General features: G+C 61.5%; 10 protein-coding genes and 1 pseudogene. 6 read left to right on the top strand and 5 right to left on the bottom strand.

What is annotated here, in order from left to right:
* Positions 1–40: 40 nt before the first annotated feature.
* Positions 41–1081: an AI-2E family transporter gene (locus tag JKA62_RS01785; protein ID WP_011335470.1), complete on the top strand. Its 1041-nt coding sequence runs from the start codon at positions 41–43 to the stop codon at positions 1079–1081.
* Positions 1082–1729: 648 nt separating this feature from the next.
* Here JKA62_RS01785 and xopAW read toward each other — a convergent pair.
* The 3 genes from xopAW to JKA62_RS01770 all read right to left on the bottom strand — a co-directional run bounded on the left by xopAW (position 1730) and on the right by JKA62_RS01770 (position 4493).
* Positions 1730–2584: a XopAW family type III secretion system calcium-binding effector gene (xopAW, locus tag JKA62_RS01780; protein WP_201815935.1), complete on the bottom strand. Its 855-nt coding sequence runs from the start codon at positions 2582–2584 to the stop codon at positions 1730–1732.
* 110 nt (positions 2585–2694) lie between these two features.
* The gene (locus JKA62_RS01775) at positions 2695–3744 is read right to left on the bottom strand and encodes an ATP-binding protein (RefSeq protein ID WP_011335468.1); all 1050 of its coding nucleotides are present in this window, start codon (positions 3742–3744) and stop codon (positions 2695–2697) included.
* A complete protein-coding gene (locus tag JKA62_RS01770; RefSeq protein WP_039772900.1) occupies positions 3744–4493 on the bottom strand; it encodes a response regulator in 750 nt (249 codons plus the stop codon). Before JKA62_RS01770 ends, JKA62_RS01775 begins: the two co-directional genes overlap by 1 nt.
* A gap of 295 nt (positions 4494–4788) precedes the next feature.
* Between JKA62_RS01770 and pyrF the strand changes: the two genes are divergently transcribed.
* Positions 4789–5487, top strand: a complete 699-nt coding sequence (gene pyrF / locus JKA62_RS01765; protein ID WP_007960372.1) for an orotidine-5'-phosphate decarboxylase — start codon at positions 4789–4791, stop codon at positions 5485–5487.
* A 52-nt stretch (positions 5488–5539) separates the two neighbouring features.
* On the opposite strand, the gene JKA62_RS01760 is transcribed toward pyrF, so the two are convergent.
* On the bottom strand, positions 5540–6544 hold the full coding sequence (locus tag JKA62_RS01760) for an NADP-dependent oxidoreductase (RefSeq protein WP_201815932.1): 1005 nt from the start codon (positions 6542–6544) through the stop codon (positions 5540–5542).
* A gap of 228 nt (positions 6545–6772) precedes the next feature.
* Here JKA62_RS01760 and JKA62_RS01755 point away from each other — a divergent pair, with 228 nt between their 5' ends.
* The 4 genes and pseudogenes from JKA62_RS01755 (at position 6773) to JKA62_RS29105 (ending at position 11201) form a co-directional block, all read left to right on the top strand.
* Positions 6773–7534 carry an SDR family oxidoreductase gene (locus JKA62_RS01755; RefSeq protein WP_007917441.1) on the top strand — a complete coding sequence of 254 codons (762 nt, stop codon included), beginning with the start codon at positions 6773–6775 and terminating at the stop codon, positions 7532–7534.
* A 193-nt stretch (positions 7535–7727) separates the two neighbouring features.
* On the top strand, positions 7728–9128 hold the full coding sequence (locus tag JKA62_RS01750) for an aminotransferase-like domain-containing protein (RefSeq protein WP_011335464.1): 1401 nt from the start codon (positions 7728–7730) through the stop codon (positions 9126–9128).
* A gap of 108 nt (positions 9129–9236) precedes the next feature.
* Positions 9237–10340 (top strand): annotated as a pseudogene (locus JKA62_RS29110) (HAMP domain-containing protein); the annotation flags it as partial.
* Positions 10320–11201, top strand: a complete 882-nt coding sequence (locus tag JKA62_RS29105) for a methyl-accepting chemotaxis protein (protein WP_371921047.1) — start codon at positions 10320–10322, stop codon at positions 11199–11201. The pseudogene JKA62_RS29110 and the gene JKA62_RS29105, both read left to right, overlap by 21 nt.
* A 589-nt stretch (positions 11202–11790) precedes the next feature.
* Here JKA62_RS29105 and JKA62_RS01740 read toward each other — a convergent pair.
* A complete protein-coding gene (locus JKA62_RS01740; RefSeq protein ID WP_011335462.1) occupies positions 11791–12549 on the bottom strand; it encodes a hypothetical protein in 759 nt (252 codons plus the stop codon).
* Position 12550 lies beyond the last annotated feature (1 nt).

The following is a 12550-nucleotide window of genomic DNA, read 5'->3' as shown; positions in this document are numbered from 1 at the left end:
CGCCTACTCTTTGCCTGATTGATTTTTTTCGAGATTTTACATGCCCAATAATGATCGTCTGCTGGTGCAGATCCTGTTGCTGGTGCTGTTTGGTGCCAGTTTCTGGGTGATGGCGCCGTTCTGGTCGGCGCTGTTCTGGGGCGCGGTGCTGGCGTTTGCCAGTTGGCCGCTGATGCGCTTGCTGACCCGCTGGCTCAATGGCCGGGAATCCCTCGCGGCGCTGTTGCTGACCATGGGCTGGATGCTGCTGGTGGCGGGGCCGCTGGTGTGGCTGGGGTTCAATCTGGCCGATCACGTGCGCGATGCCACGGCGTTTATCAAGGATGTGCAGGTCGACGGATTGCCTGAGGCGCCGAGCTGGCTGGGCGGCGTGCCGTTGGTGGGTGAGCGTCTTGTCGGGATCTGGAACAGCATCGATCAGCAGGGTGCGGCCCTGATGGTGACTGTAAAACCTTATCTGGGGCAGGTCGGCAACTGGTTGCTGGCGCGCAGTGCGCAGATCGGCAGCGGGATTCTCGAGCTGACCCTGAGCATTGTCTTCGTGTTCTTTTTCTACCGTGACGGGCCGCGACTGGCGGCGTTCGTGCACAGTCTGCTGGAACGCCTGATCGGTGATCGGGCTGGTTACTACATCGATCTGGTGGCCGGTACGGTGCAGCGGGTGGTCAACGGGGTGATCGGTACAGCGGCGGCGCAAGCGGTGCTGGCGCTGATCGGTTTCCTGATTGCCGGGGTACCGGGGGCGCTGGTGCTGGGGATCGTGACGTTCCTGCTCAGTCTGATTCCGATGGGACCGCCACTGGTGTGGATTCCGGCCACGGCGTGGCTGGCCTGGAAGGGCGAGTACGGGATGGCGGTGTTTCTCGGGATCTGGGGGACGTTCATCATCAGTGGCGTGGATAACGTGCTCAAGCCGTATCTGATCAGCCGGGGCGGGAATCTGCCGTTGGTGATTGTGTTGCTTGGGGTGTTTGGGGGGCTGATTGCGTTTGGGTTTATCGGGTTGTTTATTGGGCCTACGCTTTTGGCGGTTGCTTATAGTTTGTTGACGGATTGGAGTAAGAGTCAGGCTCGGGTTTGAGGCTTTGGACTTGGCGGCCTTTGGGCCGACCAGGCTCTTTGGGATTGGGTGAATATCCGTTTCTTCGGGTGTTGCCGCTGGCGGTTTCGCTTTTACAGCGAGTCCCTTTTGGCAAACGCCCCAAAAGGAACCAAAAGGGCTTGCCCCAATGTTCGGCCCCTCGCTGAGGCTCGGGGTTCCTTCGCTCCGGGATTCATCCGGGGGCATCGCCTACGGTTTGCTTCGCTGCACCTCCTCTCGATGCATGCGGCTGCGCCGCACGGTCGCTGCGCTCCCACCCCCGGATAAATCCCTCCACTCAGCCTTCCAACGGGGCCGGTACGTCAAAAGCGGTACTCGAGCTAACGCTCATTGTGTTGAGTGGTGGGAAGCCAAAGCGAAAGCAGATTCTGGTGCTGGTGCCAATGTCGATGCAGGAGCAGGAGCAGGAGCAGGCGCGGGGGGCGGGGGCATTAGTGAACTTATGTGTTTCAAAACCCGAGTTCACCTCGGTATTTCACGTCGGCGTACTTCTCCCAAACACCTCGGTCAGTCCCCTCTCCCTCCGGGAGAGGGTTAGGGTGAGGGCGCTTTGTTGACACACCGCCAAGTCAAAGCAAACCACTTACCCCGTCCAACCTCAGTCGTCCCTCAAATCCTCACCCAATCTCAAGTCGCGACATTCAAATACTTGCCCACCGACGCAGTGTTTTCGAGCGAGTACTGCTTGCTCAGATTGGCAATCATCCGGTTCAGCGCCTCGGTAGTGGTTTGAGTATTGCTGGCGGTCCGTTCGTCATCCGGGCGCTCACGACCTGCATGCAGTGCAGCTTTCAGTTCATCGCTGCTGACGCCTCCACTGCTGTCGCTGTCCAGCACTTTGAGCAGGGCGGCGGCGTTGTCGGTGTTGTTCGATGAGGTGCTGTCGCTGGCTTGCAACGCACTGCTCAACTCGGTGGCGGTGGCGGTGACGCTGCCGTCGCCGTCGGCATCGAGTTGGCTGAACAGTTCGTCGCTGGTGGCTTGAGGGGGCGGGGGCGGTGGGGTGAGGCTGGCGGCGAGTTCGTCCTGGCTGACGACGCCGTCTTCGTTTTTGTCCAGGGCCGAGAAGATTTTGCTGCTGTCGGCGGTGCTGCCGGCGCTGGTCAGGCCGTTGCTCAGTTCGTCGCTGCTGATGGCGCCGTCGCCGTCGGCGTCCAGGGCGCTGATCAGGGCGTCGGCGAGTTCGGTGTTGGGGGCCTGGTCGCCTGGGGGCGGTGGAGGTGGGTCCATGGCGGTCATTTCTTCGGCGCTGAGGCTGCCGCTGGCGTCGCTGTCCAGATCGCCGAATTGTTTGCTCAGGCTGATCAGCAGGCCGTCATTGGACTTTTGTGACAGGGCACTGCCCAGTTCGTCCTGGTCCACGGCGCCGTCGCCGTTGCTGTCGAGCTTGGCGAACAGTTCCTTTTGCAGTTGCTGGCTGCGGGCGTTTTGGGTGGAGGTGCTGCTGGTATAGCTCGTGTAGTTGCTGACGCTACCGATCATCGGGCTCGCTCCTTGGACTGGAAAACCGGTGGGTGTACCGGCTTATGCAGCCTCAAGGTGCAAGGTGTCGTGGGTATGTGAGGTTTGTACCGGCCGGTACACAGTCGGGCTCAGCGGCGAGGCAGTTGGATCACGGCGGTCAGGCCGCCGCCGGGCGTTTCTGCCAGGGTCAGTTGGCCACTTTGGCGCTGTGCGGCTTCCCGGGCGATGGTCATGCCCAGGCCGACGCCGCCGGAGTTGCGATTGCGTGAGCCTTCGAGGCGGAAGAACGGTTCGAACACGGCTTCACGCTTGTCCGCCGCGATGCCCGGGCCGTGGTCGATGACGCGGATCAGCAGTTGTTCGCGTTGGTCTTGCAGTTCGATGTGCGCTTGGCCGGCGTAGCGCAGGGCGTTGTCCATCAGGTTGTTGATGCACGAGCGCAGGGCCATCGGCTGTACCTGCAACGGGGCGCAGTGGCCGCTGACCTGCACGTCGGCGCCTTGATCCTGGGCGTTTTCGCACAGTGATTCGACCAGCGCCTGCACGTCCATCAACTGCAACGCTTCGCTGGTGCGTTGTTCGTGCAGGTAGGTGAGGGTGGCGTCGAGCATGCCGATCATGTCGTCCAGATCCTGGCGCATCTGGCCCTGCAGCTTGTCGTCGTTGATGTTTTCCAGGCGCAGTTTCAGCCGCGACAGCGGGGTGCGCAGGTCGTGGGAGACGGCGCCGAGCATGCGTGCCCGTTGCTGCACCTGTTCGCGGATGCGGTGTTGCATCAGGTTGAACGTGTGTGCGGCCTGCCGGGCTTCCCGGGGGCCGGTTTCGTCCAGCGGCGGGCTGTCGAGGTCTTCGCTCAGGCGCTCGGCGGCATCGCTCAGGCGCTGGATCGGCCGGGTCAGCAGCTTGGCGCCGTACCAGGCGGCGATGATCAGCGAAATGAACTGGAAGGTCAGCGGCACGATCGGCCCGCCGAACCAGGGGCGCGGTGGACGGGGCGGGTAGCGTGGATCCTGAGCCGGCTGTTGACCGTCGAGGTTTTGCGAGAACTCCGGCGGGGGGGGCGGGGGGGGCGGGCCGTAGAGGCGGAACCAGGCGAAGGCCAGCAAGTGCGCCAGGACGATCGCCACCAACAGCATGCCAAACAGGCGGCCGAACAGCGTGTCGAAGCGCGCTCGCATCAGCCAATGTCCCGGGCGTCGAACAGGTAGCCTTCACCACGTACGGTCTTGATCAGTTGCGGGGCTTTCGGGTCGTCGCCGAGTTTTTGCCGCAGACGCGAGACCAGCAAGTCGATGCTGCGGTCGAAGGCTTCGATCGAGCGGCCACGGGCGGCGTCCAGCAACTGTTCGCGGCTGAGCACCCGACGCGGACGTTCGATGAACACCCAGAGCAGGCGGAATTCGGCGTTGGACAGTGGCACCACAAGGCCATCGTCAGCGATGAGCTGGCGCAGGACGCTGTTCAGGCGCCAGTTGTCGAAGCGAATGTTCGCACGCTGTTCGCTGCGGTCGTCGCGCACCCGACGCAGAATCGTCTGGATCCGCGCCACCAGCTCCCGTGGTTCGAACGGTTTGGCCATGTAGTCATCGGCGCCCAGTTCCAGGCCGATGATCCGGTCGGTGGGTTCGCAGCGGGCGGTGAGCATCAGGATCGGGATGTCGGACTCCGCGCGCAGCCAGCGGCACAGCGACAAGCCGTCTTCGCCGGGAAGCATCAGGTCGAGCACCACCACGTCGAAATGTTCGGCCTGCATCGCCTGGCGCATGGCCGCGCCGTCGGTGACGCCGCTGGCGTGAATGTTGAAACGGGCCAGGTAGTCGATCATCAGTTCGCGGATCGGCACGTCATCGTCGACGATCAGAGCACGGATGCTCCAGCGCTTGTCGTCTTTCTGCTCGTCGTTCACGGAGGCTTGGGAGTTGTGCATGAGGCTGTTCATCTGCCAGTAGGCCGCCAACCACAAAGATAGGCTGCGAGGTTGTGGTTTCAGCATAGGCGTCCGGCCGTGAGGCGGGAAGGGCTGCTGTAAGGACTTGTTGCGGCTGGCGAGGCTAGCGCGGGCGCATGTTGTCGGCGTGTCGGTTGTGTATCGGGTTCGACACAATACCCTGCAAGGCTATGCTGATCACGGTTGGCGCGACGATTTACCGATCATCGGGTGCCGCGCCGCCGCCGGTTCCGCTACAATGCGCGCCGATTTCGACTTGCCTGAGAGCCCATCCATGTCCGCCTGCCAGACTCCTATCATCGTCGCCCTGGATTTCCCTACCCGTGACGCCGCACTGAAGCTGGCCGACCAGTTGGACCCGAAACTGTGCCGGGTCAAAGTGGGCAAGGAACTGTTCACCAGTTGCGCCGCGGAAATCGTCGGCACCCTGCGTGACAAGGGTTTTGAAGTATTCCTCGACCTGAAATTCCACGACATTCCCAACACCACCGCGATGGCGGTCAAGGCCGCGGCCGAGATGGGCGTGTGGATGGTCAACGTTCACTGCTCCGGCGGCCTGCGCATGATGGCGGCCTGCCGTGAAGAACTGGACAAGCGCAGCGGTCCGCAGCCGTTGCTGATTGGCGTGACCGTGCTGACCAGCATGGAGCGTGAGGATCTGGCAGGTATCGGTCTGGACATCGAGCCGCAGGAGCAGGTGCTGCGTCTGGCGGCACTGGCCGAGAAGGCCGGGATGGACGGTCTGGTGTGCTCGGCGCTGGAAGCCACCGCGCTGAAAACCGCGCACCCGTCGCTGCAACTGGTGACCCCGGGGATCCGTCCGGCGGGCAGTGCGCAGGACGACCAGCGTCGCATCCTGACTCCGCGTCAGGCGCTGGATGCCGGCTCCGACTATCTGGTGATCGGCCGTCCGATCAGTCAGGCGGCGGATCCGGCCAAGGCCCTGGCCTCGGTGGTTGCCGAACTGGCCTGAGCGAACAGCTGAAGATGCAATGAAGGGAGCCCGATGGCTCCCTTCATTGTTTTCAGACTTTCAATACCAGTTTGCCGAAGTTCTCGCCGCTGAACAGTTTGCCCAGGGTTTCCGGGAATGTTTCCAGGCCTTCGACGATGTCTTCCTTGCTCTTGAGCTGACCCTTGGCCATCCAGCCGGCCATTTCCTGGGCGGCGCTGGCGTACTGCGCGGCGTAATCCATCACCACGAAGCCTTCCATCCGCGCGCGGTTGACCAGCAGCGACAAGTAGTTGGCCGGGCCTTTGACCGCTTCCTTGTTGTTGTACTGGCTGATCGCGCCGCAGATCACCACGCGTGCTTTCAGGTTGATACGGCTGAGCACGGCGTCGAGGATATCGCCGCCGACGTTGTCGAAATACACGTCCACACCTTTCGGGCATTCGCGTTTAAGGCCGGCCAACACGTCTTCGCTCTTGTAGTCGATGGCGCCGTCGAAGCCCAGTTCATCGACCAGGAACTTGCACTTGTCCGCGCCGCCGGCGATCCCGATCACCCGACAGCCTTTGATTTTGGCAATCTGCCCGGCAATGCTGCCGACCGCGCCCGCTGCACCAGATAACACCACGGTATCGCCGGCCTTCGGTGCGCCGACATCGAGCAGGGCGAAGTAGGCGGTCATGCCGGTCATGCCCAGTGCGGACAGATAAACCGGTAGCGGTGCCAGTTTCGGATCGACCTTGTAGAAACCTTTTGGCTCGCCGAGGAAATAATCCTGCACGCCAATGGCACCGTTGACGTAGTCGCCGACGGCAAACCCCGGATTGTTTGACGCGACGACTTTACCCACGCCCAGTGCGCGCATGACTTCGCCCAGACCCACCGGCGGAATGTAGGATTTGCCTTCGTTCATCCAGCCGCGCATGGCCGGATCGAGGGACAGGTATTCGTTCTTGACCAGAATCTGCCCCGCCGCCGGCTCGCCGACCGGGAGTTCCTGATAGGTGAAGGTCTCGCGGGTGGCGGCGCCCACCGGGCGTTTGGCGAGCAGGAACTGACGATTGGTCTGGTTGGTCATGACTGGCACTCGAGTTGAATGAAGCCTTGTTGATAGACCTTCATGAGCGATGCCGCAAGGTTGGCTCACGGGGCGAATGCAGGCCGATCCAGTACGGTGATAGTCGATCCATGGGTTTCATCACTGCGATTCATGCAAGCCTAACCGGCCTTTTGATAGTGCTGACGTCACTCAGGCCCCTGTGGCTATGCTGCCTTCATCAATCCCCCCGCATTCGAGGACATAACAATGAGCATGACGTTTTCCGGTCAGGTAGCCGTCGTCACCGGCGCGGCCAACGGCATCGGCCGCGCGACGGCCCAGGCGTTCGCCGCCGAAGGTCTGAAAGTGGTGGTGGCCGATCTGGATGCGGCCGGGGGCGAGGGCACCGTGGCGCTGATTCGTACAGCCGGCGGCGAAGCGACCTTCGTGCGCTGCAACGTGACCGTCGAAAGCGAAGTGAAGAATCTGATGGACGAGGTGATCAATACCTACGGCCGTCTCGACTATGCCTTCAACAATGCCGGGATCGAAATCGAGAAGGGCAAACTGGCCGAAGGCTCGATGGACGAGTTCGACGCGATCATGGGCGTCAACGTCAAGGGCGTGTGGCTGTGCATGAAGTATCAGCTGCCGTTGCTGCTGGCGCAGGGCGGCGGGGCGATCGTCAACACCGCGTCGGTGGCTGGATTGGGCGCTGCGCCGAAGATGAGCATCTATGCCGCCTCCAAGCACGCGGTGATCGGTCTGACCAAGTCGGCTGCGATCGAATACGCCAAGAAGAAAATCCGCGTCAACGCCGTATGCCCGGCGGTGATCGACACCGACATGTTCCGTCGCGCCTATGAAGCGGACCCGAAGAAAGGCGAATTCGCCAACGCGATGCACCCGGTCGGTCGCATCGGCAAGGTCGAGGAAATTGCCAGTGCCGTGCTGTACCTGTGCAGTGATGGTGCGGCGTTTACCACCGGCCATTCGCTGGCGGTGGATGGTGGCGTGACTGCCTTCTAAGGTAGCGTCGGCTGGTACAAAAAGGACCCGCTCATCGGCGGGTTTTTTTTGCCTCGGGAGCGGTTTTGTGAATCCGCTAAACAATGTGTTTCAAATGGTTAGAACGGAGGCTTTTGACGGTTTTGTCGCACAGCCCGAACGGAGCGGCTGTGATTTACTGCCGCCAGCAAAACGGACAGGAGTTTGCGTGCTCATGGAATTGAGAATTGACCGACAGGCGATGGTGCCGGTTGTACAGCAGATTGTTGACGGGTTGACCGAGTGGATCGTGCAGGAACAGGTGCCGCCGACGACGCGGCTGCCCTCCGTACGACAGATCGCTCGACGCAATCTGCTCAGCCAGTCCTGCGTCATGGAGGCTTGCGAGCGTCTGGTGGCGCAGGGAATTCTGGCGTCGCGCCAGGGCTCGGGATTCATGGTGGCGGCGTTGTTGCCGGATTATTGCCGGGGGAGTAATGGCTCCGAGGCAGGCGACGAGCAGCACGGTCGCGTTACGCAATCGCCCTGGCGCGGCGGATTGAAGCTGGGCGCTGGTGTCCTGCCGGAGAGTTGGCGTGAGCCGGATGATCTGAGTTATGCGATCCGACAGGTGGCGCGCGCCGATATGGCCAGCCTGTTCAACTACAACGACCCCCTCGGTCTTCCGGCGTTGCGGGAGCAGATTGCCAAGCGTCTCGGATTGCTGGATATCAAGGCCCTCGATGAACAGGTGCTGACGACTGCCGGTGCCAGCCACGCTCTGGACCTGATCATGCGAACCCTGTTCAAGGCCGGCGATTGCGTGGTGGTCGAAACGCCCGGACATGCGCCGCTGTTCGAACTTTTGCGCTTGCACGGCATTCGCATGCTGGAGGTGCGCCGCACTCCGAGCGGTCCGGACATCGAAGCGCTCGAGGCGTTACTGCAACAGTTCAGGCCGACAGCGCTGTTCATCAACAGTCATCACCACAATCCCACGGGCAGTTGCCTGGCGCCGGCGGTGGCGCGACAAGTCTTGCAATTGAGCAGAACCTACGATCTGCGGGTGATTGAAGATGATGTCTACGCCGATCTGCACAATGGCAGCGGTACTCGTCTGGCCGCGCTGGATGACGGGGAGCGGGTGATCTATGTCGGCAGCTTTTCCAAGACGCTGAGCAGCTCGCTACGGGTCGGTTTTGTCTTGGCCAGTGACAAACTGATCGAGCGTATGGCGCGGGTCAAGATGATCAGTTGCATGGGCACCTCGAGGTTCTGCGAGGCGGTTCTGGCCGGATTGCTGGCCAGTGGTGCCTATCGAAAACTGGTACAGCGTCAGCGTCAGCGACTTTCCACTGATCGTGTGGCTGCCCTTCAGGCGCTGGAGGACGCTGACTGGGAGGTGTTCGGCAAGCCCACGGGCGGCCTGTTCATCTGGGCACGTTCGCCAGTGGCCGATGAGACACGTTTGCGCGGGCATGCTCTACGCTGCGGTGTTCAGTTGTCCTGCGCAACGTCGTTCAGTCCCAGTGGCGAAGCCTGCGACTGGCAGCGGATCAACGTGGCTTACGCCTGTGATCCACGGGCACGGCAGTTTTTTCGCGATACAGCCATGGATCGACCTCGAACGTTCTGAAAACGACGCGTGCGTAGCTTTTTGCCATTATTCCGACGCCAGAGACTTGTGCTGGTTCAAGGCCGTTGCGAATCTTCGGCAACAGACTATGGCAGGGGGCTACGCGCAATGATTTCGGCCGTGCAAGGACGTTTTGCCAACCTCGGTATGGCAAAAAAACTGGGTATCGGGTTTGTGTTGGTGTTGTTGCTGACTGCACTGGTGGCGGCGATTGGCGTCTGGTCCCTGCAAACCATCAGTCAGCGCTTCGACGGCCTCAAGCAGATGTCATCGCTCAACAGTGGCTTGCTCAAGGTGCGGCTGCTGGAGCAGGACTACGCCTTGCACGGCAACCCGAAAACCGTCGATGCCTTGCACGAAGGTGTGGACGGTCTGATTGCCATGGCCAATGGGCTCAAGGCGCAATCCTCGGCGAATGTGCCGGTGATGAGCGACGTAGAACAGTCGCTGGTTGCCTATCGCAAGGCGTTTGATGAATTCGTCTCGTTGTCCCAAGCCAAGGACCTGGCGCTGGAAATGGCCAGTTGGTCGGTGTCCAGCGTCGCCAACAATCTCGATGTGCTGCAGGCCGGTCTTGCCGATGACGGCGCGTACACCCTGAAAGACAGCGAAGGCAAGGACGGGGCGCAATTCATCGAGCAGGCTGGCCAGGTCAGCCAAGTCTCACGCTTGATGTTGCAGGCAATGAACGAAGCACGGGTACGTCTGGATCAAAGCCGCAAGGGTGATGACGGTGCAGGTCAGGGCAATATCGAGCAGGCTGCCCAAGCTCAGGCCCAGGCCGAGCAGCTCAAATCCACGGTCAAGGACGAGGGTTACCTGACGGTGCTCAATGAAGTGTCCGGGCACATTGCCGGTTTCAGCGACAAGCTTGCCGAGTACACCGGGTTGCTGGCTCAGGAAAAGACTGTCTATCAACAGTTGCACCAGCGGGCCGATGAAGTCGTGGCGCGGGTCGATCAGGCCTATGTCGCGCAAGACGGCGCGATGCAGGGCGAACTGAAAAAGAATTCGGTACTGATCATTGGCTCATCGGCGCTGGCGTTGCTGGTCGGGCTGATTGCGGCGTGGGTGATCACCCGGCTGATCGTGGCGCCATTGCGCAGCGTGATTCATGTGGCGCAGCAAATTGCGGCCGGTGATCTGAGCGCAACGATCGAGGTCTCCCGCCGCGATGAAATCGGCCAACTGATGCTGGCCATGCAGCAGATGGGCGCGGGCTTGAGTACGATTGTCAGCGGGTTACAGGCGGGTATCGAACAGTTGGCCAGTTCGGCGCAATCGCTGTCGGCGGTGACCGAGCAGACCAACCTTGAGGTCAGCAGCCAGAAAGAGGAAACCGAACAGGTCGCCACGGCGATGAATCAGATGACCGCCACCGTTCACGATGTGGCGCGTAATGCCGAAGAAGCGGCGCTCGCGGCGCAGACCGCTGATGGCAAGGTCGAAAGCGGCCAGCAGGTGGTGCGCCAGAGCATGGCGCGGATCGAGCAACTGGCGGATTCGGCGACGTCGGCCAGTTCGAGCATCGAAAGCCTCAGTGCGGAAATCCAGAACATCGGCACGGTGCTGGGGGTGATCAAGAGCGTTGCCGAGCAGACCAACCTGCTGGCGCTCAACGCGGCGATCGAAGCGGCGCGGGCGGGCGAGCAGGGCAGGGGCTTTGCGGTGGTCGCCGATGAAGTGCGGGCGCTGGCCCGGCGCACGCAGCAGTCGACCGAGGAGATCGAGCGGCTGGTCAGTGCCTTGCGTTCGGCGGCGCATTCGTCTGTGCAGCAGATTCAGAGCAGTGGCGAACTGGTGAAGCTGGCGGTGAGTGATGCGTTGCAGACCGAAAGTGCGTTGGGGAGTATTGCGGCGGCGGTTTCGTTGATTCAGCAGATGAACCAGCAGATTGCGGCGGCGGCCGAGGAGCAGAGTTCGGTGGCCGAGGAGATCAATCGCAGTGTGACGAGTATTCGGGCGAGTGCGGATCAGTCTTCGATTGCCATGCGGGGGAATGCGGCTTCGAGTGTTGAGCTGGCGCAGTTGGGGAGTGAGTTGCGGGGGATGGTGGGGCACTTTCGGCTTTGACCTTGGCGGCCTTTGGGCCGACCAGGTTGTTGGTTGTTTGGGGTGAATATCCGTTGCTTCGGGTGCTGCCGCTGGCGGTTTCGCCCTTACGGCGAGTCCCTTTGGCAAACGCCCCAAAGGAACCAAAGGTCTGGGCCCCTGCGTTCGGCCTCTCGCTGAGGCTCGAGGTTCCTTCGTTCCGGGATTCATCCGGGGGCATCGCCTACGGTTTGCTTCGCTGCACCTCCTCTCGATGCATGCGGCTTCGCCGCACGGTCGCTGCGCTCCCACCCACGGATAAATCCCTCCACTCAGCCTTCCGATGGGGCCGGCACGCCAAAAGCGGTACTCGAGCTAACGCTCATCGTGTTGAGTGGTGAAAGCCAAAGCCAAAGCCAAAGCCAAAGCTAAAGCCAAAGCAGGAGTCGAGTTGCATGCGTTTCAAAAACCGAGTTCGACTCGGTATCTCACGTCGGCGTACCTCTCCCAAACACCTCGGTCAGTCCCCTCTCCCTCCGGGAGAGGGTTAGGGTGAGGGCGCTTTTTATTTTGATCTTTCCCGCTACCAATAAAAAAGCCACCTCTCGGTGGCTTCTCTCTCTGACTGCACTCAGTCGTAAATCACTTTCTTCTTCCAGTCCGCGTCAGCCTCGACATCTTTGAGGCCGGCGGTCAGCTGGTTTTCTTCGCCTTCGACCGGGGCGATCTTGTCCATGACCTGGGCGTTGGCGCGGGCCAGGAGTTTTTCCAGGTATTGGAGTTGTTCGGCGTAGATTTGCGGGTCCTGCTGTTTGCGCAGGTATTGCACGCCGCGTTCGAAGGCGAGGCGGGCCTGGCCTGGCTGGTTTTGCTGGAGGGCGTGCTGGCCGAGGTTGTTGAAGAACTCGATGTGCAGCAATACGAGGATGTGGCGGACTTCGCGGATCCAGTGTTTGGCTTCGTTCGGTGGCAGGAAGCCGTCCTGCGCGGCGCGGGTGATCTGGCCGTGGAGGGCTTCGAGGAGGAAGCGGACGTCTTTGGCCTTGGCTTCGGTCTGGATCGGGGCCGGTGGGTTGTTGACCGGGATCGATTCGCCCTGGGCGACCAGGGCGCTGAGTTCGGTGATGCGGGCCTTGGTGGTGGCGCTGGTCTTTTCCAGGTTCAGCAGGCGCTGGCAGACGTTCAGCTCAAGGCGGGTCAGCAGCAGCTTTAGGGCCGGGGTCATGAACTGGCCGGGGAAGGTTTCGGTCAGTTCGCCGCAACGGCGCAGGCGGTCGTTGAGTTCGACCTTGGTGCGGGCCTTCTCCAGTTTGGTGTTTTCCACCACATGGTTCATGTAGCCAATGGCGATCAAGATTGCGATCCCGGCTATGACTAGCAGGGTGATCATG

This window comes from Pseudomonas sp. B7, from assembly GCF_016735645.1.
Taxonomy (GTDB): Bacteria; Pseudomonadota; Gammaproteobacteria; order Pseudomonadales; family Pseudomonadaceae; genus Aquipseudomonas; species Aquipseudomonas glycinae.
The sequence above is the reverse complement of the archived record's forward strand: the minus strand, read 5'-3'. Positions and strand labels throughout refer to the sequence as shown.

Bases quoted from the DNA above. Each gene is read 5' to 3' on its own strand.
- JKA62_RS01785 (WP_011335470.1), top strand. From the start codon at position 41: ATGCCCAATAATGATCGTCTGCTGGTGCAGATCCTGTTGCTGGTGCTG.
- xopAW (WP_201815935.1), bottom strand. From the start codon at position 2,584: ATGATCGGTAGCGTCAGCAACTACACGAGCTATACCAGCAGCACCTCC.
- JKA62_RS01775 (WP_011335468.1), bottom strand. From the start codon at position 3,744: ATGCGAGCGCGCTTCGACACGCTGTTCGGCCGCCTGTTTGGCATGCTG.
- JKA62_RS01770 (WP_039772900.1), bottom strand. From the start codon at position 4,493: ATGCACAACTCCCAAGCCTCCGTGAACGACGAGCAGAAAGACGACAAG.
- pyrF (WP_007960372.1), top strand. From the start codon at position 4,789: ATGTCCGCCTGCCAGACTCCTATCATCGTCGCCCTGGATTTCCCTACC.
- JKA62_RS01760 (WP_201815932.1), bottom strand. From the start codon at position 6,544: ATGACCAACCAGACCAATCGTCAGTTCCTGCTCGCCAAACGCCCGGTG.
- JKA62_RS01755 (WP_007917441.1), top strand. From the start codon at position 6,773: ATGAGCATGACGTTTTCCGGTCAGGTAGCCGTCGTCACCGGCGCGGCC.
- JKA62_RS01750 (WP_011335464.1), top strand. From the start codon at position 7,728: ATGGAATTGAGAATTGACCGACAGGCGATGGTGCCGGTTGTACAGCAG.
- JKA62_RS29105 (WP_371921047.1), top strand. From the start codon at position 10,320: ATGCTGGCCATGCAGCAGATGGGCGCGGGCTTGAGTACGATTGTCAGC.
- JKA62_RS01740 (WP_011335462.1), bottom strand. From the start codon at position 12,549: ATGATCACCCTGCTAGTCATAGCCGGGATCGCAATCTTGATCGCCATT.